This is a genomic window from Cyclobacterium sp. SYSU L10401, from assembly GCF_010993705.1.
Taxonomy (GTDB): domain Bacteria; phylum Bacteroidota; class Bacteroidia; order Cytophagales; family Cyclobacteriaceae; genus Cyclobacterium.
On the sequence record NZ_WOFO01000006.1, the window covers coordinates 113,922 to 139,944 of the forward strand.

At 44.1% G+C, this 26,023-nt stretch carries 22 protein-coding genes; 10 read left to right on the plus strand and 12 right to left on the minus strand.

Features of this window, described 5'->3' with window-relative positions; all coding sequences use genetic code 11:
• Together GL182_RS15070 and GL182_RS15075 are read right to left on the minus strand one after the other, a co-directional pair.
• Positions 1–1,641 (minus strand): FG-GAP repeat domain-containing protein, encoded by a 1,641-nt coding sequence (locus GL182_RS15070; protein WP_240469847.1) that lies wholly within the window; start codon positions 1,639–1,641, stop codon positions 1–3.
• 77 nt (positions 1,642–1,718) lie between these two features.
• Positions 1,719–2,204 (minus strand): response regulator, encoded by a 486-nt coding sequence (locus tag GL182_RS15075; RefSeq protein WP_163380603.1) that lies wholly within the window; start codon positions 2,202–2,204, stop codon positions 1,719–1,721.
• Between the two features lie 285 nt (positions 2,205–2,489).
• On the opposite strand from GL182_RS15075, the gene GL182_RS15080 reads away from it, so the two are divergent.
• A complete protein-coding gene (locus GL182_RS15080) occupies positions 2,490–3,242 on the plus strand; it encodes a 4'-phosphopantetheinyl transferase family protein (protein ID WP_163380604.1) in 753 nt (250 codons plus the stop codon).
• A gap of 65 nt (positions 3,243–3,307) precedes the next feature.
• On the opposite strand, the gene GL182_RS15085 is transcribed toward GL182_RS15080, so the two are convergent.
• Together GL182_RS15085 and GL182_RS15090 are read right to left on the minus strand one after the other, a co-directional pair.
• A complete protein-coding gene (locus GL182_RS15085; protein ID WP_163380605.1) occupies positions 3,308–7,111 on the minus strand; it encodes a DEAD/DEAH box helicase in 3,804 nt (1,267 codons plus the stop codon).
• A gap of 404 nt (positions 7,112–7,515) precedes the next feature.
• Positions 7,516–8,094 carry a TetR/AcrR family transcriptional regulator gene (locus tag GL182_RS15090; protein WP_163380606.1) on the minus strand — a complete coding sequence of 193 codons (579 nt, stop codon included), beginning with the start codon at positions 8,092–8,094 and terminating at the stop codon, positions 7,516–7,518.
• Between the two features lie 259 nt (positions 8,095–8,353).
• Here GL182_RS15090 and GL182_RS15095 point away from each other — a divergent pair, with 259 nt between their 5' ends.
• Positions 8,354–8,959 carry an alpha-ketoglutarate-dependent dioxygenase AlkB family protein gene (locus tag GL182_RS15095; RefSeq protein WP_163380607.1) on the plus strand — a complete coding sequence of 202 codons (606 nt, stop codon included), beginning with the start codon at positions 8,354–8,356 and terminating at the stop codon, positions 8,957–8,959.
• 46 nt (positions 8,960–9,005) lie between these two features.
• Here GL182_RS15095 and GL182_RS15100 read toward each other — a convergent pair whose 3' ends face one another.
• Together GL182_RS15100 and GL182_RS15105 are read right to left on the minus strand one after the other, a co-directional pair.
• Complete coding sequence (locus GL182_RS15100; protein ID WP_163380608.1) at positions 9,006–11,297, minus strand: xanthine dehydrogenase family protein molybdopterin-binding subunit; 2,292 nt, start codon at positions 11,295–11,297, stop codon at positions 9,006–9,008.
• 23 nt (positions 11,298–11,320) lie between these two features.
• The gene (locus tag GL182_RS15105) at positions 11,321–11,776 is read right to left on the minus strand and encodes a (2Fe-2S)-binding protein (RefSeq protein WP_163380609.1); all 456 of its coding nucleotides are present in this window, start codon (positions 11,774–11,776) and stop codon (positions 11,321–11,323) included.
• 185 nt (positions 11,777–11,961) lie between these two features.
• On the opposite strand from GL182_RS15105, the gene GL182_RS15110 reads away from it, so the two are divergent.
• The 3 genes from GL182_RS15110 (at position 11,962) to GL182_RS15120 (ending at position 16,257) form a co-directional block, all read left to right on the plus strand.
• Positions 11,962–12,336 carry a BlaI/MecI/CopY family transcriptional regulator gene (locus GL182_RS15110; protein ID WP_163380610.1) on the plus strand — a complete coding sequence of 125 codons (375 nt, stop codon included), beginning with the start codon at positions 11,962–11,964 and terminating at the stop codon, positions 12,334–12,336.
• Positions 12,333–13,574: a M56 family metallopeptidase gene (locus tag GL182_RS15115; protein ID WP_163380611.1), complete on the plus strand. Its 1,242-nt coding sequence runs from the start codon at positions 12,333–12,335 to the stop codon at positions 13,572–13,574. The genes GL182_RS15110 and GL182_RS15115 overlap by 4 nt, the downstream gene beginning before the upstream one ends.
• Before the next feature lie 298 nt (positions 13,575–13,872).
• Entirely contained in the window at positions 13,873–16,257 is a 2,385-nt protein-coding gene (locus GL182_RS15120; protein ID WP_163380612.1) for a PAS domain S-box protein, read from the plus strand.
• A gap of 123 nt (positions 16,258–16,380) precedes the next feature.
• Here the strand turns inward: GL182_RS15120 and GL182_RS15125 are convergent, their stop codons facing one another.
• The gene (locus GL182_RS15125; RefSeq protein ID WP_163380613.1) at positions 16,381–17,061 is read right to left on the minus strand and encodes a porin family protein; all 681 of its coding nucleotides are present in this window, start codon (positions 17,059–17,061) and stop codon (positions 16,381–16,383) included.
• Positions 17,062–17,264: 203 nt separating this feature from the next.
• Between GL182_RS15125 and GL182_RS15130 the strand changes: the two genes are divergently transcribed.
• Positions 17,265–18,419 (plus strand): hypothetical protein, encoded by a 1,155-nt coding sequence (locus tag GL182_RS15130; protein ID WP_163380614.1) that lies wholly within the window; start codon positions 17,265–17,267, stop codon positions 18,417–18,419.
• Positions 18,420–18,612: 193 nt separating this feature from the next.
• On the opposite strand, the gene GL182_RS15135 is transcribed toward GL182_RS15130, so the two are convergent.
• Positions 18,613–19,578 carry a GlxA family transcriptional regulator gene (locus GL182_RS15135; RefSeq protein ID WP_163380615.1) on the minus strand — a complete coding sequence of 322 codons (966 nt, stop codon included), beginning with the start codon at positions 19,576–19,578 and terminating at the stop codon, positions 18,613–18,615.
• A 138-nt stretch (positions 19,579–19,716) separates the two neighbouring features.
• On the opposite strand from GL182_RS15135, the gene GL182_RS15140 reads away from it, so the two are divergent.
• The 4 genes from GL182_RS15140 to GL182_RS15155 all read left to right on the plus strand — a co-directional run bounded on the left by GL182_RS15140 (position 19,717) and on the right by GL182_RS15155 (position 21,932).
• Positions 19,717–20,148, plus strand: coding sequence for a VOC family protein (locus GL182_RS15140; protein ID WP_163380616.1), 432 nt, complete (start codon positions 19,717–19,719; stop codon positions 20,146–20,148).
• A 12-nt stretch (positions 20,149–20,160) separates the two neighbouring features.
• Positions 20,161–20,568 carry a VOC family protein gene (locus tag GL182_RS15145; RefSeq protein ID WP_163380617.1) on the plus strand — a complete coding sequence of 136 codons (408 nt, stop codon included), beginning with the start codon at positions 20,161–20,163 and terminating at the stop codon, positions 20,566–20,568.
• A gap of 34 nt (positions 20,569–20,602) precedes the next feature.
• Entirely contained in the window at positions 20,603–21,511 is a 909-nt protein-coding gene (locus GL182_RS15150; RefSeq protein WP_163380618.1) for a VOC family protein, read from the plus strand.
• Positions 21,512–21,581: 70 nt separating this feature from the next.
• Positions 21,582–21,932 (plus strand): nuclear transport factor 2 family protein, encoded by a 351-nt coding sequence (locus GL182_RS15155; RefSeq protein WP_163380619.1) that lies wholly within the window; start codon positions 21,582–21,584, stop codon positions 21,930–21,932.
• Position 21,933: 1 nt separating this feature from the next.
• Here the strand turns inward: GL182_RS15155 and GL182_RS15160 are convergent, their stop codons facing one another.
• The 4 genes from GL182_RS15160 to GL182_RS15175 form a co-directional block, all read right to left on the minus strand.
• Positions 21,934–22,848, minus strand: coding sequence for an NAD-dependent epimerase/dehydratase family protein (locus tag GL182_RS15160; protein ID WP_163380620.1), 915 nt, complete (start codon positions 22,846–22,848; stop codon positions 21,934–21,936).
• A 40-nt stretch (positions 22,849–22,888) separates the two neighbouring features.
• A complete protein-coding gene (locus tag GL182_RS15165) occupies positions 22,889–23,377 on the minus strand; it encodes a hypothetical protein (protein WP_163380621.1) in 489 nt (162 codons plus the stop codon).
• Between the two features lie 68 nt (positions 23,378–23,445).
• Positions 23,446–24,678 (minus strand): MFS transporter, encoded by a 1,233-nt coding sequence (locus tag GL182_RS15170; protein ID WP_163380622.1) that lies wholly within the window; start codon positions 24,676–24,678, stop codon positions 23,446–23,448.
• Between the two features lie 262 nt (positions 24,679–24,940).
• Positions 24,941–25,963 carry a serine hydrolase domain-containing protein gene (locus GL182_RS15175; RefSeq protein ID WP_163380623.1) on the minus strand — a complete coding sequence of 341 codons (1,023 nt, stop codon included), beginning with the start codon at positions 25,961–25,963 and terminating at the stop codon, positions 24,941–24,943.
• Between the last annotated feature and the right edge of the window lie 60 nt (positions 25,964–26,023).

Here is a 26,023-nt window from a genome sequence, read left to right on the forward strand (position 1 = left end):
CTACTTAAGTCGGTTTTCCAACCAGAGAAAGGGCAAGGAGCCGTCCACCCATTTATCAAAGTAATCAGAATAATCTGTACCAAACACCATGGACCCCAGCAGGATATCCAGGTCTCCGTCTCCATCCATATCCCCCACATCCATGGCCATCCAGCGCCCATCAGCTGCTTCTTCAAAGGTACTGGCTTCAAAGGTCATGTCTCCCTGGTTTTCCAAATAAAGGAAACTTTCCTCAGGAGTATTTTCATAATCAGGAAAAAAGGAAATGGCGGCAATGTCTATGTCTCCATCCTGATCAAAATCGGCTGGCACGGCCTTGTAAGCTCCATTCAAAGGATAGAAAAACGTTTCTTTGAATCGGTTGTTGCCATCATTGAGGAATATTCGTACGCCATGATAGGGTTTGGCTATAGGGTCATAATCCGCATTGTCTCCGTTGGTATAGATGATATCGGGATGACCGTCCTCATTAAAATCAAACAATTCAAAATAACTGGAGCCGTAGCTGGGGGGAAACCTCAGCACAGGTTCGGCTACAAAGTTCCCATTACCCTGGTTGTAATAGATAAATATGCCCTCATCACCCTGCCCAAACAAGGCAATGATATCATTTCTTCCATTATTGTTGAGGTCCCTGATGTAAGCTTTGGTAGCCCCGGGCTTCTGCCGCAAAACCTTCTTTTGGTAGTTTCCATACTGGTCTTGTTTCCACCAGGCAAGGCTACCGGTTTGTTTCCCATATTCACAAATGACCATGTCTTCCAGGCCATCCCCATCCAGGTCTCCCCTGTCCATATGTACCGGGCGCTGGAGGTTTCGGGCCAGAATAGGAGTAGGCTGCCCCGGTCCATCCGGGAGCCGCATCACAAATCCCAAATCCATATCTGTGGGATTGAAGGTGCCGATGACCAGGGCATAGTCGTGCTGAGCACCCTCATGTATCCAGACAGTCCCCTCCGGACTGGGTGCCGTCTTTTGTACCTTAAACTGGCTATTCATAATCGCCAGGGAGGACCTGCCCACATCACTGATGTAAAAGCGATCCGGTTCACTGATGTGTACCATTAAGGTCATGGGGTTTTTTGTGCGGTTTTCTGGTTTCCGCAATGTAAAACCAGGCATGCCTATCCGGATTTCCTTTCTTTCCGGTGGGGACAATTTTACCGGAGCTTCCTGAAGAAAATAGGCTGAAATTTTATTGAAAATCAAGGTGTCTATAACAGGCGACTCCGGAAAAATATTGCTTCTATTTACTATCAGCCCTGCTCTTCCACCTTCCATTAACCAATCCCTGGTGGTATCATCTGCATAAATGCCATAATAGTGGCCCATTCTGGGTAAAATGGTTTTCCAGGTTTCCTTGTCAAGGAAGGCGGGATCAGGATACAGGTGACAACTTGTACAATAACTTTGCGCCAGGGTAGCAGCGGGCTGTTCCAAGGGGTCCAGTTTTTCCTGAACGGGCTTTGAGGCCTGCGTGGATTCCGGGGTTTGGCTTTCATTTTCCCTGGTATTGCTTTGGCAAGCACTAAATAGGTAAAATAAAAGACAAATACTCATCAATCGGTAATAATGAGTGGTCAGCAGACGCTTTAAAGAATTGATTTGGGGTGACAACATTTCTTCCTGTATAATATCCATCTTACTTCAGGTTTTATTTTCTGAAATAAGGTCATCTCCTACGAAGATAAGGGATACTTATGAAAGGAATCGCTTTTTTATCTTTTTTGATAGTGGTAGCCGGTCATGGTATATGGATTACCCAGCTGCCCATTTTCCGGCGAGGTTGATTTTTCCAATAAATAACAAGCAATGGCAGCAAAAAGGCTGGCATTGTCTGTTGGCTTTATCAAAAAATCGTTGAAGCCCACCGTACAACCCCTGGATTGCGCTTCGGATGAAAGGTCAGCCGTCACAGCAATGATAGGAATACGGGAATAAACTCTTCCAACATCTCCGCTTCGGATGGCACGGGTAGCCTGATATCCATCCATGATTGGCATTTGCAAATCCATTAAAACCAAATCAAATCCTGGCTGTAGTAATTTTTCCAGTGCCTCTTTACCATTGACAGCAAACTCTGTTACGGTATTTTTCCAGGTTTTAAAAATTGATTTCAGGATCAATCCAAATATAGGATCGTCTTCCACAACCAAAAGTTTCTTTCCCCTAAGGTCAAAATTGATAGTACCAGTTTCTTTCATCTTCTCCCCAACAAAAAATTGTAATCATAATTATTCATGTGTTAAAACGCTTTAAAGATAAATGATTCAAAATTATATTCCAAATAAATGGGATAAACACCAATTTAATAGTGATTTATTCCGCTTTTTAGCCATTGATTAATTCGAGGCCTAAAGTCACCTAATAAAAAGTCAAATTTTGCTAAATTTTATCCACTGGAATCAGAACGAAGCTCCCTTTGCTTCAGCAATATATTTGGTATATTGATTTTTCTTTGGAAAATCAGTAGTATGTAATAAAAGTCCATGTTCCAGGCTAATGTTTTTTGTGATGAATTAACCCCTCCGGATTGGATGGATACAGGCCGGACAAGGCCGGTAAACTTTCTGGACATCTGGCGGACCCCGGTAAACCTGGGCCGGGAAGACCTGGAAGCCATGAAGGGCTGTATGAATGAAGAAGAGCTTCAAAAAGCCGAAAGGTTTCACCATCATGATGATACAATCAGGTATATCATCGGAAGGGGCTTTCTTAGAAGACTAATAGGCGCCTACCTGAACCTGGAGCCCAAATCTGTTGAATTAAGCCAAAACAGGTACAATAAACCCCTGCTGGCATCCCACCATAACTTTCATTTCAACATCAGCCACGCCGGTGACTGGGTCGTTTTTGCATTGAGCAATTACTCCACAGGAATAGATATTGAACCGGTAGATCTTTCTTTTGCTTACCAGGAGGTAGTGCCTCAATTTTTCGAACCTTCAGAAATTGGCTACCTGGCAAAATCGGCCAGCCCTCAGCGTTCATTTTTTAAAATCTGGACCCGCAAGGAAGCCTTCCTGAAAGCTACCGGTTGGGGCTTATCGGATCAACTGAATCAATACTGCTTTCTGGATGGGCGGCAAGCTATTCCCCTACCTGAAGCCATTGAGCCCGGCGATTGGGAGGTTAAAAGTTTTATCATGGATAAAAAGTACTACCTGAGCCTGGCATTTCCAGCGGCAGGCCTGCAGCCCCGCTTTTTTAATTGGGAGGTGCTGGAAATTCACCCCTCCTAGTAGGGAAAAGTTCCAAAGTAGGGCAAATAAATCTTTCCCTATAAAATCCGTCCCCACATTCAAAATTAGTCAAACAAGGACAACATGCTATCTCCATCCAAAGCTCCCAGGAAGCTGTCTCCTTCCGCAATGACTTCCTTAGCCATCTTGCTTTTGGCTGCCTGCAATTTCATGATCTTTTCCTCCACAGTATCCTTGCATATCAGGCGATAAGCGATGACATGCTTTTCCTGCCCCATCCGGTAACAACGGTCTATGGCCTGGTTTTCCACCGCCGGATTCCACCAGGGATCAAGGATATAGACATAGTCAGCAGCCGTAAGGTTAAGGCCGGTGCCTCCCGCTTTCAGGCTGATCAAAAACACCCTTTTGGATGGGTCCTGCTGAAATTGATTGACCCTTGACTCCCTTTCCTTGAGGCTCGTTTTACCATCAAGGTAGGTATAGGAGACATGGTTTTCCTGAAGTTTCTCCTGGACGATATCCAGCATTTTCACAAATTGGCTAAAGACCAAAAGTTTATGGTTACCTGTTTTTTCCAGGATATGCTCCAACAGCAGGTCTATCTTTGCAGAAGCGTCTTTACCAATGGTATGTGTGACCAGCCGGGTGGCATCACAGACCTGTCTCAACCTTGTCAGGCCTTCCAAAACATACATTTTCGAGGAACCTGCTCCTTCTTCTTCAAATTTCTTCATCAGGTAATCCCGGTACTCATTTCTATAAGCGTCGTACACTTTTCGCTGCACCGGATCCATCTCACAATAAAGGTATTCTTCAGTCTTTTCCGGTAGTTCGGTGAGCACCTCTTTCTTTGTCCTCCTCAGCACAAAAGGTTTGATTTTTTTCTGCAACTCATCTAAAATGACTGCATTTCCTTTCTTCAGAGGATCCAGGTAATGGTCTTTAAAGCCTTTAAAAGATTGGAAAAAGCCTGGATTGACAAAATTCATCTGTGCATAAAGTTCTGCCAGGCCATTTTCAATAGGCGTTCCTGTAAGGGCTATTTTGAATTTCCCCTTCAATTTGGTGATGGCTTTGTACCGGAGCGACTGGGTGTTTTTGATGGCCTGGGACTCATCGGCAATGATTATATCAAATGGAATTTGCTTCAATAGTTCCAGGTCATTGATTACCAGGCCATAACTGGTCAGCAATACCTGATGTCCCTGAAGCGCCTCCACACTATCATAGCGGTTACCGTGGTGAATAAAGTAATCCAGGTGGGGGGCAAATTTCTCCAATTCATCTTTCCAATTGAACAATAAGGTAGTAGGGGCCACTACCAGCACTTTTGTCCCTTTTTTTTCCGCCACCTTACATATCAGGGTAATGAGTTGCAGGGTCTTGCCGAGTCCCATATCATCCGCCAGAATGCCTCCCCAGCCGAACTCCTGAAGAAAATTCAACCAATTCAGGCCTACCTGCTGGTAGGGTCTTAATTCGGCTTTAAGTTTTTTGGGTATTTTGGTTTGCCTGATGGCGGTAAACTGTTTTAACCTTTCCTTTTTATCTTCGATTTCCTTAAGGATTTCCGGAAAGTTATGGAGTTCCTCCACTTCATCCATCAGGTTGAATTGCGTTTTTGAGATTTTGATTTGATCTTTTTCGGTTTCTCCTGTCCGGAACAATCTGCTGAATTTCTTAACCCATTCCTCAGGCAGTATTCCTATTGTTCCGTCGGACAATTCTACATAATTCCGGTCTTTGTCCAGCGCCGTTTTGATATCTTTTAATTTGACCTTATTGTTGCCAAATGCTACCTGCGCATGAAGTTCAAACCAGTCCTGAGTGGAGCCAAATTCCATGGATACTACCGGAGGAAAAGGGGAGTACTTTTTAATTTGAATATTTTCCAGCCCAAAAACGGTCACCTGCTTGGCTTTTAGGGAGTCAAATGCCTTCATAAACCACAGGTTTTCCATAAACGCATCGTGATTGAGGTGAAAGAAACCCTGGCTTCCCGCCCGTTGAAAATTAGGATGCAGGGATTTGAGAAAAGAAACAAAATCATCTTCTACATCCTCATCCCGCAGATACAGGGTTTTGGTCTCGGGATCCATGATGCTGTTTCCCTCCAGCGGATTGGAAAAAGCCCGGGGGCCATATTTTACAGCAGGCCGGAAGATCACCAGTCCGGTAAGTTCGGAAATATAGAGTTGTTTTTGTACCACCGGATGGTTGTCGGCTTCCTTAAAAAGACCGGATTCGTCCATGATTTCAATGTGTTTTGACAAGGGTAGTAATATTTTCTGAATGTACTCTTCCACATCTTTTTCTAAAAAATGCAATACCGGATATTGGAGTAGCACCTCTAAAATTCGCAAGGCTTCTTTGGTCTGGAACCTCAGCAACAAGCGCTGCTTGTAAAGGGCAAAGGCAGGAGTCAAAATCAATTCATCCTTTTCCTTTTCCAACGCCAGTTTGTCCTGGGCTGTGCTGATCAGCGGAAGCAATTCATAGAGCTTTCCCTTCTTGCTGATCTTCAGTCCAAGTCTGGCTGGAAGAATTTTCAGGGCTGCTCCAAAATTCTTTTTTTGAATTTTACCGCTGAGGTACCCAAAGGCAGGTGTTTGATAGGTGGAAAGGGAATAGCCATTCAATTTGGTCAGAAAATCCTCAAAGAGTGAAAACATAGGATCCATTTTCCTCTTGTGTATCATGGCCTGGTTGAGCTTTTCTGCGGCCAGCAGCCCTTCATCCAATCCTGAATTTCGGGCCAGCCGTGGGTCGTAGGGATCTTCTATGGTGCTAAACCTGACGGAAAATTCAGCCGGTTTGTGCTTACTTCCCTTGGCCATAAATGGAAGGATCCCCTGGAATTTACCATCATCATCATCAATGATAAGCGCAAAGCCTGGATTGTATTTACCCAATTCATTGGTTTGTACCCCGGGGATCAAATGATCCGAAACCGAATGATCATCTATGTGTATTCCCTCTTCTTTGAAATTTTCCGAAAGGCCCTCAATGGCGTAAAGCCCGCGTAGGGGACCCGCCGGATGCATGACCAGCTGACCTTCGTAAAACTGAAATCCAAAAGCCTTTTCAGGATCTTTCAGCTGTTCCAGAAGACCCCATTCCCTCAACTGCGCTTCCGCTGCCGCCTTCCTTTGCCCGGAAGTCAGGTAATAAAGGTCTCCCAGCCCTTCCTGACTGAACCTTTTTTTCAGCCATTCCAGTCCGGTCCGAACCAGGTATTTTCTCTGAAAGTCCCCATTGATAGTGACTTGTTTTCCATCAAAATGAATTTTCAAAAAATGGTATTGCCCATTGATATCCACCGAATAAGTGATACCGTTCTCTAACAATTCGGCTTTGTACAACCTTTCATTAATGAATTTACCAGGAGCTATATCAAGTTTTTCCCCCAACTGAGGAATCTCCGCTTCTGAACAAGGGATGCTAATGGGAAAGGATAATTCTTCTTCTTCAGGTTCCTTATTTTCTACTTTCAGCATTTTCTGGTTATCCATCCAGGGTGGAGGGAATTTTTGATAATCCACATCAGTGGTCAACGCCAAATAATAGATTGCTGCAGCCACATGTTTACATTGATGATTTTCTATAAAATAAACACACTCGCAGGTTATGGGGCTCTCATCCGGTTTATCAGGTAATTTTTCAAAACCTTTTTCATCCCTTAGTACATTCCGGTTAAGCTGTTCCAAACTTATACTTACTGAATAAAAAGGCTCCATATTGCCCGCAACATCAAAAAAATAAATTTCTTTGGCTGGATCAAAGTAGATAAAATCCACTTTTCCCTCACGGAAAAGCGTAAAACCCCTGTTCAGCAAGGTTGGGTCCAAAAAAGATTTGATTTTGGACAGTTGGCTTTTATGGAAAAAGGGAAGACTCATATTCATCCAAAATTAGTTTTCTTTTTTTTGTTAAAAAATTTTTTCTGAAAAACGACCGTTTTTGAAATACCTGTTTTATTGTACTAATTAGAATAAAATATGGGAGCTTATTTTCTACTCCAATGTATCTTTCGGATTTCCATTTGAGCAGCCGGAATAAGACCATCAGACAAAAAGAAGGATTGCCGCTAATTGTATCAGAAAAAATAAGCAAAACAGTACGGCCTACAGGATCGAAAGGGTAATCCCTTTGGAAACCAATGCAGCCAACCTTCCCGGGAATCCGCTACCGAAAAGATTTACTCAAATTTCCTGTTTTACTTTTGATGAAAGTGCCAGGGATGACATGCACCAGTATGAACGATGTCTCATTATTAGGGAAATGACAACAACTCTTTTTGAGTGTTACATTACTTGTCCTCTAACAGTTGAAGCACCACCTCCACTGCTTCCATTTGTCTGGAAGGGGCTGCTTCTATTTTGGAAATGACCTGAATACCATTATACAGCGTATACAGCAGGTTGGCTATCGCACGCAAGTCCTTTCCTTTGGGAAATTCCCCCATTACTTCGCCCGATTTTAAATAATCAAAAATGATTTTTTCGAAATCCCTCTGGTTGTCCCTAAGGATTTCCTGAAGGTGCTTGTCATCAGCCATTAAGGCAGCCGTTAAATTTACTGTAAAACAGCCCTTTCTGTCCTTCCGTTCTTTTAAGGAATAATGGAAAAGGTTTCTGATTCCTGCTATTGCATTGGGTTGGGAATACAAAGCTTCAAGCATATCCGCCTTATTGATTTCCCGGTAATTTTCTAAGGCTTTTAAAAACAAATCTTCTTTCCCGCTAAAAGTATGATACAAACTTGCCCTGTTGATTCCCAGATAACTGACAAGATCCTGCACAGATGTGGCATGGTAGCCCTTCCGCCAAAACAAATCCATGGCCTTCATCAGTACTTCAGATTGCTCAAACGTTTTTGTCCTGGCCATGTTGTTTGTCTTTCACAGAATTTATCAAATATATATTTTTGGAACAATCATTCCAAAAATATATAGGGGAATTTGACATTTAAATAGGTAAAAAGGTATTTCCTCACGGCTTTTTCAGAGGTCATGTTGTTATTCATTTCAAGGCTGAAGCTACATTCCTATCATTATAACTATTTAAACTGATTGTTCTGCACTCCCTGCCTGACCCATTCCGTTTTATACCCGGAAACAAAAGTCAAATTCCAACTGTTTTGCAGGTATGAAATTGTTTGATACTCCTTCCAATCCATCAAAAAATCTATTGCCAGAAGATGGCATGGTTTACTACTGGGGAAAAATCATGGCAGAGGAAAAGGCGGATCATTATTTGAAGGCATTGTGGGAAACCATCGCCTGGAAAAATGATGAAGCCGTGATTTTTGGCAAACACATGGTCACCAAAAGAAAAGTGGCCTGGTATGGTGAGCGGGAATTTGAGTACACCTATTCCAATATCACCAAAAAAGCGCTGCCCTGGACCAGGGAATTATTGGATCTGAAAACCCTTACCGAAAAGACAACCAATGAATCCTTCAATTCCTGCCTGCTCAACCTGTACCATTCCGGTGAAGAAGGGATGGCCTGGCACAGTGACGGCGAAAAAGACCTCAAAAAGCATGGTGCCATCGCTTCTCTCAGTTTTGGTGCGGAAAGAAAATTTGCCTTCAAACACAAGCAAAGCAAGGAAACCATTTCCCTGTATCTGGAAAATGGCAGTTTACTGCTCATGAAAGGAAGCACCCAGGACCATTGGCTTCATCGGCTACCCCCTACCAAAAAAGTCCATTTGCCCAGGATCAACCTGACCTTTAGGTTTATTGTATAGCTTCCACCAAACGATTTGTAAAATCCTGAAAGCCCAATGACGCCGGTTAAGTAAACAATCCTTTTACTGGCAATTCATAAATTCTTTTCCCATTCAGCTTGTACAGCGCATTGCACAGTGCCGGGATAAAGGGAGGTACAGGTGGCTCGCCCACGCCGGTAGGTTTATCGGTGCTTTCTATGATGTGTGTGAAAATCTTTTTCGGGGCCTGGGGCATGCGAATGATCTGGTAGCCATCAAAATTATTTTGTTTTACCTGTCCGTTTTCAAAATTAATGGCCGAGGACATGGCCAGGCTACTGGCAAATTGCGCCCCGCCTTCAAACTGAGAGCGAATCCTGTCTGTATTGACGGCTATGCCACAGTCCACCGCATAGTGCACCTCCGGGATGATAATTTTACCATTTTCATCTTTTGACACTTCTACTATGCAAGCCACATAGGTTAGGAAGCTTTTATGTGCTGCAAAACCTACCGCTTTCTCATTCTGAAGGGATTTTGACCAATTGGCCTCCCTGGATACCCTTTCGACTACCCTTTTCATTCTTGCGGTATCCCAGGGATAAGCGGCGATGTCCTCCCCATAATTGGGATATTCACCTTCCATTTCTTCATTGAAGCTAAGCTGCCGATCCTCTCCTAAAAGGGCCAGGATATGTGCTACCGGATCCATGCCCCGCTGCTCTGCAATTTCATCCAGCATGCTGCTGATCGCAAAGGCATGGTGGATATTGCTCACGGAACGAAGCCATCCTATGCGGGTATGTGCTTTGGCCTCATGGGATTCAATCCGGATATTGGGCACATCGTAGGGAAAATCCGTACATCCCAATCCCATTTCTCCATCCGAGGGGTGCAATTCATCGGCACTGGAAGTGCCACCGATAGCTGGAAAAACCGTGTGGTGATTCCAGGCAATCAAGTTGCCCTGTGCATCCAATCCTGCCTTTATTCGCTGGGCACTGTGGGAATGGTAAAAATCATGGTGGATATCATCTTCCCGGGTCCATTGTACACGAACGGGCTTTTTGATGGCTTTTGATAGTAAGGCCGCCTCTACCACATAATCCGGCTTTGATTTTCTACCAAAGCCTCCACCCAGCAAGGTCACATTCACCCGGACATCAGCCACATCCAGCTCCAATGCTTCTGCTACCGAATCCCGGGCCCATTGTGGGTGTTGGGTCGGAGCCCAGATTTCGACGGTGCCATCTTCTTTATAATGGGCCAGTGCAGCGGGAGGTTCTATGGTTGCATGGGCATAATAAGGAGCACGGTAAGTTTTCTCTATCGTTTTTGCTGCACTACCCAGGACGTTTTTCACATCCCCTTTTTCCCTTCTCAATCGTCCGTCCTCCAATGTTTCACGGATCATGTCCTCCATCTGGGTGGCGCATTGGTAATCTTTGTTCTCACCAAGGTCCCATTCTATCTGCAGGGCAGCTCTTCCCTTAATGGCTGCCCAGGTATTGTCGGCAATCACTGCGATGCCCTCCAGTGGCTTGTTCAATCCCGGATGGGCACCATTTCCGGAAATTTTAATCACCTGATTGACTCCTGGTACCTCTAGTGCTTTGTCTTCCGAATAATTGACCACCTTAGCCCCTACAGCAGGACTGCGTTGGATCACGGCTATTTGCTGGTCGGGGAGATCCATGTCTGCCCCGAATACAGCCGTACCCCGGGTGATGGCTGCTACATCATAGATGGGAATATCCTTTCCAATAAGTTTGTAATCGCTGAGTTTTCTGAGTTTTAAACCATCCTGATCAGGAATTTCCATATCCTGCAGCAAGTCCAGCAGGTCTGCAAACTTTGCCTGTTGACCGCTTGCCGAATGAATCACCATTCCATCCCGGGTATCACAGTCGGAGGGTGCAACCTCCCATTTTTTTCCAGCCGCTTCAAGCAGCATGTGTCTGGCTGTTGCTCCCGCCCTCCTCATGGGTTCGAAAAACATGCGAATCGAATAGGATCCATCGGTGTTTTGATCTCCGTAGGTAGCTTCATCACCAACCGCCTGGATGATCTTAACCGATTTCCAATCTGCTCCCAATTCATCTGCGACAACCATTGGCAGGGAGGTTCTGATCCCTGTACCCATTTCGGATCGGTGGGCAATGATGCTCACCAGGTTATCGGAATTGATGCTCAGGTAAGCGTTGGGGGCAAAGGTGAGGGTTTCACCTTTGGGGCCTGAACACTGGAAGTTGACTCCGAGCATAAAGCCACCGGTGGCCAGTGAGCCGATCTTCAAAAATTCCCTCCTGGAAGGACGGAATACTTTACTTTTATTGGTAAATTTTTTGAATGGGGAAAAGGAAAATTTTGGTATCATGAGCTTGTTGGAATGGCGTGAAATCAGGATTTGGAGGCGGTTTGTATGGCGGCTTTGATCCGGTTGTAAGTCCCGCAACGGCAAAGGTTGCCTGCCATGGCGTTTTCTATTTCGGCTTCAGATGGGCTGGGATTCTCCTGAAGCAATGCGGCTGCATTCATGATTTGACCCGTCTGACAATAGCCACATTGAGGAACCACATGCTCCTGCCAGGCTTTTTGAAGGGGGTGCTCTCCATTGGCCGATAAGCCTTCTATGGTGGTGAGCTCCTGCGCACCCACTTCAGAAATGGGCATACTACAAGAGCGGATGGCTACACCGTCCAGGTGTACGGTACATGCACCACAAAGGGCCTGCCCACAGCCAAACTTGGTTCCCTTGAGGGAAAGCAAGTCCCTGATCACCCACAAAAGGGGCATGTCTGCGGGAGCGGTTACTTCCCGGCTTTCGCCATTGATTGAAATTGTAAACTTTTCCATAGTATTTAGTTTCTCCAATTATCCTTTCAATTTAATAAAATATTGTAAAATAAATCCAAAAAAGATCCCTGTTTTTTTCAGAAATCTAAACACTCAAATTAAAGCCCACCTACCATACTACGTATAATTCGTAATTTTACGGTTTATTCGTAGGAAAACTAATATTTATTTTTTACCTTGCTTTCATGGAACAATTAACCAATAACGAAGAGCAGGTAATGGCCATCATCTGGCAATTGGAAAAGGCACTCATACGGGAGGTTCTTAAACGCTTTCCTGAACCGAAACCACCCTACACCACATTGGCCTCAGTCATCAAACAACTGGAGAAAAAGGGTTTCCTGGATCACATTACCTATGGGAATACCCATCAGTATTACCCTTTGATCAGCAAAAAGATTTACCGCCACAAAAGTTTTAACCAAATGGTTAAAAACTATTTTGATGGTTCTGCGCAAAATGTCTTGTCCTTTATGGTGAAGGAAAAGAAACTTTCCGATCAGGAATTTGAAGAACTGGAAAAAATGGTTGAGAATTTTAAAAATGAGAAAAAATCATGAACCAGGTATTGAACTATTTGTGGGAAGCCAGCTTTTGCCTGGGCATTCTATGGATTTTTTATAGGCTGCTATTGGATGGAAATACATTTTTCTCCTGGAACCGGGCATTTCTGTTGCTGGCCCTGTTGGCCTCCCTGATCTTTCCAGGAATTCAGTTTCCAGCTCAGGTGGGCAGTAGTCAGCTGGCGGCAAGTTACGGCTTTCAATTTCCATTATTGGAAATTACTGCTCAGAAAGCCACGCCGGGAGCAGAGGAGTGGATATCCTTGACAAAGTTGCTTTTTGGCCTTTACCTTACCGGGCTTTTCTTTTTTCTCCTTCGCCTGATTTGGGGACTGACTGCCTTGAACAGACAAATCAGCATGGCCAGACACTCCTCCTGGGGCGATTTTATCTTGTTGGAACACCCAAATTTTGAACCTGCTTCATTCTTTCGGTACATCTTCCTACCTGCCAAACCGGATCGTGTAGTGGACCGGGACTGGATCCTGGCCCATGAAGCTGCGCATGGCAGGCATCAGCACAGCTGGGATATACTCCTGCTTCAGTTGGTGAAAACCCTTCTCTGGTTCAATCCTTTTGTCTGGCTTTTGGAAAAGTCATTGCGGGAAATCCATGAATACCAGGTAGACGAAAAAATCATTGCCCAACATCCTAAAAAATCCTATGCCCAATTGCTCTTAAAATTACTCAGGCCTACACAAGCCAGTGCACTCGTTCATAATTTCAATCAATTTCAAATTAAAAAAAGAATCAAGATGATGAATCAACCAAAAACCCGATCCCTTGCCAGAAGCAGGTATGCTTTATCCATTCCCCTGTTTGGGCTACTATTTGTCCTGTTTGCCTGCGAATACCAGGATGAGATGATGGATCAAAACGACAAAAGCGACAACAAAATCACGGAAAGGCTGATGCAGGGAGAAGTATTCGATGTGGTAGAGGATATGCCGGTACCTAACGGTGGCCTGGAAGGCTGGAACCAATACCTGATGGACAACCTGACCTATCCGGAAGCCGCCAGAGAGGAAGGTGTGGAGGGTACCGTTTATGCCAGCTTTGTGGTCAATAAGAACGGAGCCATCCAGGATGTAGAATTGCTCAGAGGGGTAGATGACAGGCTGGACCAGGCTGCCCTTAAAGTGATCCGTGATTCGCCCGCCTGGGAGCCCGGTAAGCAGAAAGGACAAGAAGTAAATGTCAAAATGAAGTTGCCTATCAGGTTTAAGACCAACTAAAAACAATCATTGTTTATTGTAAATAGCTCCCTGGCCGGTAGAATCTTCTATTCTATCGGTCAGGGATTGTTTCAATCCTAAGTCATTAATTTAAAAAAAATGGCTTTAAAAAAACAATTCTCCACTTTTCCTGATTTTTACAAGCAACTATTCGAATTACCTGCACGGTTTAATTTTCTTTTTTTATATTATTTACCAGAAATTTACGTTAAATTTCCTCACATGGTTGGGCTTTAAAACAACCTTCCTGTTAATCCTATTGGTTTGAAAGATTGAAATTTCTCAGGATTTTTTTTACATGAACGAAGCAGCTTTAGGTAACATCGATGAGGGAAAAAGATTGGAAGTGGTACAATCCTATGACATCCTGGATACACTTCCGGAGCAGGAATGGGATACCATTACAGAATTGGCCGTACAGGTCAGTGGAGCAAAAGTTTCCTTCGTAACATTTTTCGGAGATAATAGGGTTTTCGTTAAATCTGCCTTTGGATTAAGTCGGGAGGAAATACCCGGGCTACACCTTCCTTCCCTTTTGTCCCTGAAAAAACACGGTACCCCTGTGAATATTCCGGATATACAGGCCGATACCAAAAACAAATCGCTACCAGAAACAAGCTTCCGCTTTTTTGCAGCCTTCCCGCTCTTTTCGCCAAATGGCTTCCTTTTGGGAGCTCTCTGTGTATTGGACCAAAATCCAGCCCATCTCCAGAAGGGGCAATTGCGCTCCCTGAAGCTATTGGCCAAACAGATCATTTCTTTACTGGAGGGAAGGAAGAAGCAAAAGGTCATCCAGCAGAGCTATCGCCTCCAAAGGGAAATGGAACTACAGCGGTCTCAGGAACGACTCAACAATGAAGCCTTGATCAATACCACCAGCGATGATATCTGGAGCATTGATAAAAATTACCGCTTTATTACCTTCAATGAAGCTTTTTCACTTAAAATGAAGGACCTGATCGGGGAGACGTTGCGGCCGGGAATGATGGCGCTTTATCCCGAAAAAATTCCTGCGGATATGCACCGAAAATTTAAGAATTTTTTCGAGCGGGCCCTTTCCGGTGAGTCCTTTGTGGAAGAATACTGCCGACCGGAAAAAATGAAAAGTGGTTTATTGGTTTGGATAGAATTGAGCGGACACCCCATCATACAAGATGGAAAAATCACAGGGGCAGCTTTTTTTGCCAAAACCATTACCGAAAGAAAAAAGGCGGAAATCAAATTGCGGGAATCGGAGGCCAACTACCGAAAGCTTTTTGACCATAGCCCCTTGCCCAAATTATTACTGGAGCTGGACAGCCTGGAGATTTTGGAAATCAACCGGTCTGCCTTGGACAAATTCGGATACCAAAAAGAAGAAATGATCGGTAACAAGTTGGGTGTCCTGATGCAGGAAGAAGCCATAGGCTTTTTTTATGATTCCATTCAGCAGCTCACAGGATCAAACAAGGAGGTCAAATTAGACAACATTGTACAAAAGAAAAAGAATGGTGAACTGATTCAGGGAGACCTTATGGTCCATCAATTGGTATTTGACGATAAAAATTGCCTACTGGCCATCTTAAACGACCGCACGGAAGAGTTGAAATCCCTATCGGTCAAATCGCAAATGGCCAGTATTATGGAAAACAGCCTGAATGAAATATATATTTTTGATTCTAGAAACCTGTATTTCTGTTATGCCAACAGGGGAGCCCTCCTGAATATGGGCTATAGCCTGGCAGAACTTAAAAAGCTGACGCCCTATCTTATCAAGCCGGAATTTGATGAGCAACGGTTCCGGTCATTCCTGGCCCCCCTGCTTACGGAAGAAAAGGAAAAGTTGACTTTTGTAACGGTACACGAACGCAAAAACGGTACCCGCTACCCGGTTGAAGTGCACCTGCAGAAAATGAAGTATGAAGGACAACCCGCATTTGTGGCGATCATCATAGACATTACTGCAGCCAAAAAAGCAGAACAAAAACTTCAGGATTTGAATCAACTTTTGGAAAAAAGTAACCGGGAACTGGAACAGTTTGCTTCCATCACCGCTCATGACTTGCAGGAACCGCTCCGGATGGTTTCTGCCTTTACCTCACTACTCAAAAGAAAATATGGCCATCTGCTGGATAACAAAGCCCAACAATACATCCATTTTGCCATGGATGGCTCTATCCGGATGCAGCGGATGATCGAAGATATCCTGGACTATTCCCGGGCCGGAATGGGAACAAAGAAAATGAAATCTTTTCAATCAGCAGCAATCTTGCAAAATGTTGTCAATGACCTGCAAAAGCGCATAGAACAAGCGGGTGCCAATGTTAAGCTTCCTGATCAGGATGTACTGATCCATGGCCATGTGAATGATATCTACCGCCTGTTTTTAAATTTAATCAACAATGCCCTGAAGTTTGTTCCAGAGGATAGAATTCCGGAGGTGCAAATAAAATTCCGGCAGGATGCCAGGTTTTATCATTTCACTGTGGAAGACAATGGCATCGGTATTGCACCGGAACACCTGCAAATATTGTTTCATCCCTTCAAAAGACTGCATAGCAAAAAGTCCTATGAAGGAACAGGTTTGGGCCTGGCTACCTGTAAAAAAATCGTGAACCAATACGGTGGGGCCATATGGGTAACCTCCCAGCCAGGGGAAGGAAGCCAGTTTCATTTTACTTTACCTAAATCACCAACCGAATAGGTTTTCCATCGGCTGAACAGATCCCTGGAAAGTACAATACGACTGTAGGAAAGCAAAAAAGTAGACCCAAAAAAACCCTGCCTCCGTCAGAAAGCAAGGTCTATGCAGATAATTGATCTTAAATTAAAAACCGAAGCCTAAATAAACCTGGACAACTGCATTTTTTGAATTGTCTGTCAGGTTTCCGGCAAGGCCGTCTTTACCGATATTTCTCAAGCCATAATTGTAGCGGGCACCTACATTAACGGCATTGATATCAAAGCCTACGCCTACTACCAATCCATAATCAATTTTGTTGAAGTCATCGGTCTCCAGTTCCCTGACCGGAGTAGGGCTTGTCTCTGAAGTTTTCCAGTCTTTCACATTTGCTGATAACAAATAGGATAAGTAGGGGCCTGCATGAACGTTCAAAGGCCCTAAATTTACCGCTAATGCTACAGGTACCTGTATGTAATTCAGGTTAAACCGGATTTCGCCTTCCTGGATTCCAAACACATTTTCAAAATCTGATCCACCATAGGATACTTTTGAACCCGTATTGGAGTACAGCACCTCAGGTTGAACCGCCAGAAAACTGTTGATGGGAATTTTACTGAATAAACCAAAGTGAATGCCCATTTTCATGCTTTCACTTTCTACGTTAGGCTGATCCAGGTACAACTGGGACAAATTCAGCCCCCCCTTAATGCCAATCTTTGGACCTGGATTATTAGACTGTGCCAGCGCAAGACTGATGCCTGCAAACAGGGTAAGCAGGATCATTAACGCTCCGGAAAATATTTGTGTACGATAGGGCTTTTTCATTTTTCTAGGAAGTATGATATTTATATAATTTAGTATCATCACAAAGATAAATATATATTGAGTCTATATATTACAATATTATGTGTTTTTATTTCAAATTTGACACTTTAAATAATGATCAATCCTGGATAACTAACATGGCATAACTATTGTGCCCAATTTGTTTAAATGTAGCTGTTTCATACCATTTTAAATTTTACTCCATGCAATTGATAACCGAAAAACTAATTCAGGACCTATTGTCCATAGAGCAGGCATCCTGCCTTTCGCTTTACATGCCTACCTACCGAAACCACCCGGATAACCGACAAGACCCCATTCGATTTAAAAACTTATTGAAAGAAATGGAGCAATCCCTGCTGCAGAAATACAGTTCAGATGAAACCAAATCCTTTCTGGCTCCCCTGGAGGAAATAGCCGAAAACCTTGACTTTTGGAACCATAGTTTGGATGGCTTGGCTGTATTCTCCGCCAAAGGACTGCTGGAGCTGGTAAAATTACCTGTAACTGTGGATGAATTGGCCATTGCGGCAGATAGCTTCCACACCAAACCTCTTCGTAAATATTTGCAATCCACAGACCGATATCACCTGTTGGGTTTAAGCAGGCATGAATTCGCTTTGTTTGAGGGAAACAGGCATTCTTTGGATGAAATAGAACTATCCACCGACATTCCAAAAACCATAGAAGATGCCCTGGGTGAAGAATTAACAGATGAGCACCTTACCGTAGCCGCTTATGGTGGAGCTGGGGGAGAAAGCAATGCCATGCACCATGGACATGGGGGAAAGAAAGACCAGGTAGACCTGGATGCAGAACGGTTTTTCCGTGTCGTGGCTAAATTGGTAGAGGAACATTATTCCAAACCCTCAGGCCTTCCATTGATATTGGCAGCATTGCCCGAACACCACCATCTCTTTCAAAAAGTGAATAAAAATGGGGCATTATTATCAGACGGCATCCAGGTTAATCCATCCTCAATAGGTAAGGAAAAACTGGCTGAAATGGCCTGGAAGGTAATGGAACCGGCCTACCTAAAAAACCTGGAAAACCAGGCAGGTCAATTTTGTCAGGCCAAGGCATCCGGAAAAGGAACTGACAATTACAAGGAACTGGCAGTGGCCGCCGTAGAAGGAAGAATTGGAACTTTACTTGTAGAAGCTGACCGGATCATTGCGGCGCGAATCACCAATTTAGTTACCGGCAATACGCAGAAAAAAGACATGGACAATCCCAGGGTAGATGACCTCCTGGATGATATGGGTGAATTGGTGATGAAAATGGGTGGAAAGGTAGTGGTCATGCCCCCAGAATATATGCCTACCGATACTGGGCTGGCCGGGATCTACAGGTATTGAGCTGCGCCTGATTAAAATCGGTTAATGGAGAGTTTGCAGAAATGGGGAGAGTAGGCTGGGTCGGTATCATTTGATCAGGGGGAGAAATCCCGCCGGAAATGCCATACCCTCCAATCTGTACGACTCCAAACACTTCCTCCACAGTGGAAAGCTGTGGGGGTTTTTCGTTCATTACAAATTCATTGTTTTGGGACTATCCAGCAAACTTCACCTTATAATCCAGGGGAGACATGTCCGTATACTTTTTAAAGACCTCCCGAAAAGCTTTTGGGTCATTGTAGCCCACATCAAACATGATTTCACTCACTGTTTTCCGGCCTGTTTCCAATTGCTTTTTAGCTGCTTCTATTTTGATGCGTTGCATGTATTCCACGATGGTATTGGTAGTTGATTGCTTAAACCTTCTTTCCAGGGTCCTTCTGCCCAGACCAAACCTTTCTGCTAATTCCTCAACCGTAATTTTTTGGTCATAGTGTTTTTCCAGGTATTCCTGTGCTGCCAGGATTACTTTGTCCTCGTGAGCTTTTTGGCCTTTAAAAATACTGAAAGGCAGTTGACTGTTTTTTTCTATGTCCAATAAAAAATACTTGGAAGCCAATACGGCCATTTCCCTGCTGGAATATTTTTCTACCAGGTAGAGCAGCAGGCTCCAGTAAGCGTTGGCTCCGCCGCTGGAATAAAGTCCATTCTGTTCACTGATCACCCGGTCATCTACCAACTTCACTTCCGGAAACATCGTCCTGAAGGTTTGGGCGTGCATCCAATGCGTGGAACAGGTCTTTCCCTTCAGAAGTCCGGTAGCCGCCAGAATAAAAGCACCTATACACAAACTGGCCACTTCCGCTCCCCTTTGGTATTGTTCGGTGATCCAGTGGATCATGCCCTTGTTCTTTTCTATGGCCTGTTTGATATCTCCACTGATGGCCGGAATGATAATCAAATCCGATTGCTCCACCTCCTGCATCAAACGATCTGGCCGGATGACCATCAGGCCATTGTTGAGCCTTATTTCTGGTTCAACTCCTACCAGATGAACTTTAAAAAAGGCCTCCTGCCCTGCAGCAATCAAAAAGCCGTTGATCGCTGTAAACATGTACTGGGGATCTACTATGGCAGCAGGTACAGCCGTTTCCGGGACAAGGATATGCACATTTTTCATGGCCTAAAGATACGGTATAATCCTGTCGTATTCAACCCGTTACTTTGTCGGATTTGCACAGCGGATCATCAGTTAATTTGCATTATGTTTGTAGTAATCAATGCTGAAATTAGAAGACCTCACCATAATCCTATCATTATGAAACCCATGATTTTTGTGAACTTGCCAGTAAAAAATCTTCCGGCGGCAATGGAATTTTATGCCGCGATAGGTTTTACCAATAACGCTCAATTTACGGATGAAACTGCGGCTTGCATGGTTTACTCCGAAACCATTATGGTCATGCTTTTGACCCATGATAAGTTTTCTACCTTCACCTCCAAATCGATTGCGGATACCAGGTCTCAGGTACAGGTATTGAATGCCCTCGCATTGGAAAGTAAGGAAAAAGTGGATCAAGTGACCGAAAAAGCTCTTAAGGCCGGCGGTAAACCTGAAAAACCGGTTTCAGATTATGGTTTCATGTACAGCACATCCATCAATGACCTGGATGGTCACATATGGGAATTTTTCTGGATGGATCCACAGCATGTACATGAAGAAGAAAAGCAAACCAATTCCCCACAATAAAATTTAAAACCAATGAAAACGATAAACCCATACCTTGGATTTGATGGAAATTGCCGGGAAGCCATGGCTTTCTATCAAACCTGTTTCGGGGGAGAACTCCAATTCCAGACCTTTGAGGAATCCCCCATGGAATGCCCAAGCGGTAAGGAAGGACAAATCCTGCATTCCAGCCTGACAGGAGACAATTTCCTCTTTATGGCCACGGATATGACACCACCGGATGGCTTTAAATCAGGAAGTGAAATATCCCTTGCCATTAGTTTTGATACGGAGTCCGAAATTCGGAAAGTATACGTCCTTCTCAGTCAACAGGGAAAATTCATAGATGATTTAAAAGACTCTTTTTGGGGTTCTATCTTCGGCGTAGTTCAAGATAAGTTTGGAAAGATATGGATGCTGGACCATGAAAAAAAGCCATAAACAGCAAAACCCCATCCACCTAAACGAACCTAACATGACCCAACAGAAAAAACCCATCGTACCCTGCTTGTGGTTCGATCAGGAAGCAGAAGAAGCGGTAAGCTTTTATTCAGAAATATTTGGAAATGGCACCATTCATCACGTATCCAGGTATAAGGAAGAAGGCGCTGAACACCATAAAAACCCTCCAGGAAGTGCCATGGCGGTCAGCTTTTCCTTGCATGGACAGGAATTTCTTGCCCTCAATGGGGGTCCCATGTATCGTCACAGTCCGGGCATTTCCTTTTACGTCACTTGCGAGACCCTGGAGGAAGCCGATAAGGTATGGAAAGCTTTGGCAGAAGGGGGCAATGTTCTGATGCCCTATGACCAATACCCATGGAGTGAAAAATACGGCTGGTTGAATGATCGGTATGGTGTTTCCTGGCAGATTTCTCTGGGAAAGCTTTCTGATGTGAAACAAAAATTCGTCCCCTCCCTGATGTTTGTCGGTTCAAAATTTGGGAAAGTAGGGGATGCCATAGATTTTTACCTGGGTATTTTCAAACCCTCCTCCCTGGAAGGAATATCCCGGTATACGGAGCAGGATCCAGATGAAACGGGGAAAGTCAAACACGCACAGTTTTACCTGCAAGGCAATACCTTTATGATGATGGAGAGTTCCCTTGCTCACCGGTTTGACATCAGCCCTGCGGTTTCCTTTATCATTACCTGTGACAAGCAGGAGGAAATTGATTACTACTGGGATAAATTGACTCAGGGAGAAGGTAATGCCGTACAATGCGGATGGCTCTATGACCAGTTTGGCATATCCTGGCAGGTAGTGCCGAGAATGCTAACAGAAGGCATGAAAGATCCTGAAAAGGCCCGGAAACTGACTGCTGCCTTTATGCCCATGAAAAAACTGGATATTGGGGTTTTGGAAAAGGCCCTTGAATCCTAACCGGTTCGGTTTAACCATCCTGAATAGTGATATAAACAGGATCGATTATTTCATCAAAAAAATATTGACCATGGAAACGAAACAAAAAGCTTTCCTCAAAAAATTAAACCAGGCCTTTGCAAATAGTGAAGTGGAATTTATACTGGATGCGGTTTCAGACAAAATTGAATGGAGCATTGTGGGGGACAAAATCATCAGAGGAAAGGAACAATTTGCCAAAAGCCTTCAGGAAATGGCTTCACCCCAACCTATGAAATTAGAAATCCGGCATATTGTCACACATGGAAAGGAAGCCGTAGTAGAGGGCTCCATGATTACTCCGGAGGGGAAAAATTACTCCTTTTGTGATATTTATACCTTTAACAGCTCTAAAGATGCCAAAATCAAAACGATGAAAAGCTATGTTTTTGAAATCGGATAACTCAAACACAACGCTTTAAACCCTCCTCCAAATCCGTTGCCTTTAAACCATAGGCCTTTTCGATTTTCCCGGAATCAAAACGATAATCTTGATCCAACTGATAGCGGAGCTCTTTGATTTCTTTCAGCAGGGGAATGAAAAGGGCCAAAATGCTTACCATAAAGCCCGGCAAAACCTGTACTTTGGGAGGCATGTCCAGTTCTTTGGATAAAATGTTCACACATTCCTGAGCAGAAGGATACCGGTCAGAGGTGGGAAGGTGCCACACCTGGTTCCAGGCATCCTGCTGTTGGGCCAGAAAAGCAGTGGCAAAAGCCGCATCCGGAATAAAGGTAAAGGAATGTTTTTTATCCTTGTCATAGAGCCACTGGGCCGTTTTTCCGGCTTTCATTCGTTTGACCACCGACTCATGGAGAAAACTGAGGCGGGCGTCCGGACCATAAAAATCTGCTGCACGCACAATCATCGCCTGGAGTGTTCCGGCCGCTACTTCATTCAGAATCATTTGAGCAATGTCCGCCCGCACCTTACCTTTTTTACTTTTGGGATTTACGGGTGTATCTTCCGTAAGGTGCCCTATGTAATTGGGGTCATAGCAATATATGTTGTCAAAAAACACCAATTTTGCCTCGAATTTTTGGCAGGCATTGATCGTATTTTGCATGATTACCGGCCATTGCTCCTGCCATAAGCGTGATTTGTAAGTAATTCCTGCCACCAGGTAAACCGTATCCGAACCTTTCACGACAGCCTCGACTTGAGCAGGTACCAGTAAATCAGCCTCCATTAAGGCTTCATCCCCATGTATAGATGTTGGGTTTCTACTGACCAGGCGTATGGCACCGGTATACTTTCTCAAGTCTCTCGCCAGTTGGGTTCCTATATTGCCTGTGGATCCAAGAATGGTATGTAACATGGGGAAGACAATTAATTTTTTCAATTTAATAAAAATGCATTTAATGTTTGGCCAGTTGGAGAGTTTTTTCTTTTACAAAATCAACCACCAATGGCACCACTCCCCTGGAGCGCAAATTATGCCCCAGATCTTGGGTGTTATGCAAAGCAGCCCCTTTCCAGTGTCTCCAGAGCTCCGATACATTTTGATTAGGGGTTTGTAGGTCCTCCTTGTCATGAGTCATCAGTCCCGGGACCAAAAGTTTATCCACCAAAACCGGCAGCTGTTTACTGTCCAAGTGCTCTTCGGCATATTTTTGAAATTCATGCTTGATGCAGGATACCGTATTTGCTTTAAGATTGAGCCTCTCCATGTTAAAGTCCATGGCTTCACTTGCCCTGGCCAGTGAAGCCATGGCCACCAATTTCCCTATCGGAGTAAGTTGATAATTGGACAGGGCATATATCAAAGAAAAACTACCGATGGATTGGAGAATAATTACACTTCTTCCAAAATCGAATTTCCCCGACTCCCATCTCCGGAGGTCCATTCCCAATTTTCATGAAGCCTTTTCTTCATGACCCTCCGGCTAATTGGCCAGAGCCTGTATTCAATTGGCTATTCGGCAGGGACTGGCACTTCCAAATCTTCCACAATTGCTCCTGTGTCTACCACCCGGATCCTGCGGATTAGTGGAATACACAACAAGCTAAGAACGATGGCCGCATATCCGATCATTTCAAAATTGTAGAGTTTGCCATCTGCCCCTTCTACGAGTACCATGCCCCCAACAAAAGAGGCCAACCCGGCACTCAATTGCTGTACTGCTGAATTGAAACTCAGAAAGCTTCCCCTGTTCTCTGGTTTTGCGGTACCGGTAATCAAAGCTGCTGCCGGCACCATGCGGCCATTGGAGGTCACAAAAAACATCGTAGAGACGATCAAGGCATAGTAAACAGGGGTTTCTCCCAGGTGGGTAATGATGGCTATCGGAATCACGTTCAAGCTCATAAAAATGGTGAACACCCTGATCTTTCCGTATTTATCCGTCATTCTGCCCACCCATGGGGAGGTAAAGACGGTGAAAAATCCCCCTGCCATATAAATAAAGGTGAGTTGAAGCTCCGTAAACCCAACATTGGACACCATAAAAGGGCTCAAAAAAGGAATGATCATAAACTGACCCAGCATCATCATGACCGTTAAGCCAATTGCCCTCATTTGGTTGGCGTTGCCGGTAACGCGGCGAATTACCTGCAATGGACTTGGTTTCAGGCGGCCGGTAACCAGGTGGCTGGTAATAGAAGGCACAAATTTATAAATCAAAATCAGAATAATGACTGCCAAAATGGCCAGAAAAAGGAAGGGTGCATGCCAGTTGGAAATACTGGCAATATAAAGCCCGAAGGGCACACCAACCACTGAGGCTACGGAAAAAGCAGCCATCACCATGCCCATGGCCCTTCCCCTTCTTTTGTCCGGAATGGCATCTCCCACAATGGCAAAAATCAGGGCGGAAGTCAGCCCCCCAAATAATCCTGACAAGATCCGGGCCGTTAATAGGAAAGCGTAGTTGGGTGACAGGGCACAGGCGATGGTTCCCAGCAAAAAACCCAGGAACACCCACATCAGGATGGTTCGCCGATCATATTTATCCAGAATAAAAGCCCCTACAAAACTGCTTACTCCGGCACTAAAAGTATATGAAGACACCAGAAGACCAAACTCCTGGGGGCTGATGCTAAAAATCCGCATCAGTTGTGGACCCAATGGCATCAATATCATAAAATCTACGATATGCGTAAAATTGACCGCAGCCAATGTCCAGAGTAAAAGTTTTTCTTTATTCATTCCGCCAAAACGTGTCCAGTAAAAACCTTCATACTATACTGAAAGTTTTTAAAAATGAAGATTATTCTGAATCTTAATATTTTTACAATACCTGGAGATATTTTATTTGGATTGAGGTCATGCCATTTGATAATGAGTTATCAAAAAGGTTCGCAGAAATCACCCCATCTGAAATAGGTATAAACTTGATTTAATCTTCAAAAAGTATCCTTGTATAGGGTTTCATCTTTATTAAGTTAATTTAATGAAAAGCCAAAGCTCTTTACTTCTCCACCACCCTCACATCCATTCGTTGAATAAAGGCTTCCTTCTGAGGATTCAGGGTAAAGAATATACGAATGTCTTTATGCGTTCCCTCAAGCAAAAAGCTTCCCCTTAATTGGTTCAAGGGATCCAGTTCCCCAACAGAAAGTATGGAACCAGCTTCATCAAAAACCTGATTTACAGCCTTTTTTCTCCTCTCATATGGAATATCCTGAAAGAAATTATCGGCAAAAATTCCCGGATCCTCCACCTTCCATTCCGGAAGCAATTGTAAGATCTCGGATTTTCGCTGACTTAAAATGTCTGATGGAGGGATTACCCTTTGTTGAAGGTTTCCAGCGGCCACCAGGGTATCCAATGCTCGGGCATTCACTGCCGAAGGAGCTCCGTAAGTATTGTTGCTGAAGGAAAAAACCCCAATCCCATAATCTGGATAAATGCGCCATTCACTGCCAAAACCCGGTAAGCCTCCACTATGTGAAATACGAACAATTCCCCTGCAATCCTTTCGCCAGCTTAATCCATACCCATAAGCGACGACATTCGGGCAACTTTCACCAGTTGAGGATTTGTCCTGAGAATTTAAGTTAATAAATTGCCAGGGCTGGTGCATTTCCCTGATGGAACTTCTCCGAACAGGACCTGCTTCGTCCTCATCTCTCGGTGGCCAGGCGGACAAATGAAAGGCTACATATTTGCTGAAATCGGCAATGGAAGACCACATCCCACCCATTGCCCCATAAGCCCCATCGTGCATTAGTGGCACTCCTTCCCATTCTCCATCCTGCCAAAAGTATCCCAATGCCAGTTGTTCGGCTGGTATATCTGAATATTCATATTGGGTATCGTGCATGCCTAAAGGATCCAGTATGTTTTCCTTAACGTACGCTTGGTAAGGTTGACCACTTATATTGCCAATGACTTTACCCAATAGTGCATAACCTAAATTACTGTATTCAAAACTTACACCGGGCACATTTGAAAAAATTAATAGAGCTGCCAATAAGGACAAATTTTTCATGGTGGGTATGTTAGGGTATGGTAAGATACTTCAATTCTCATTTTTCTCCAATAAGCTTTT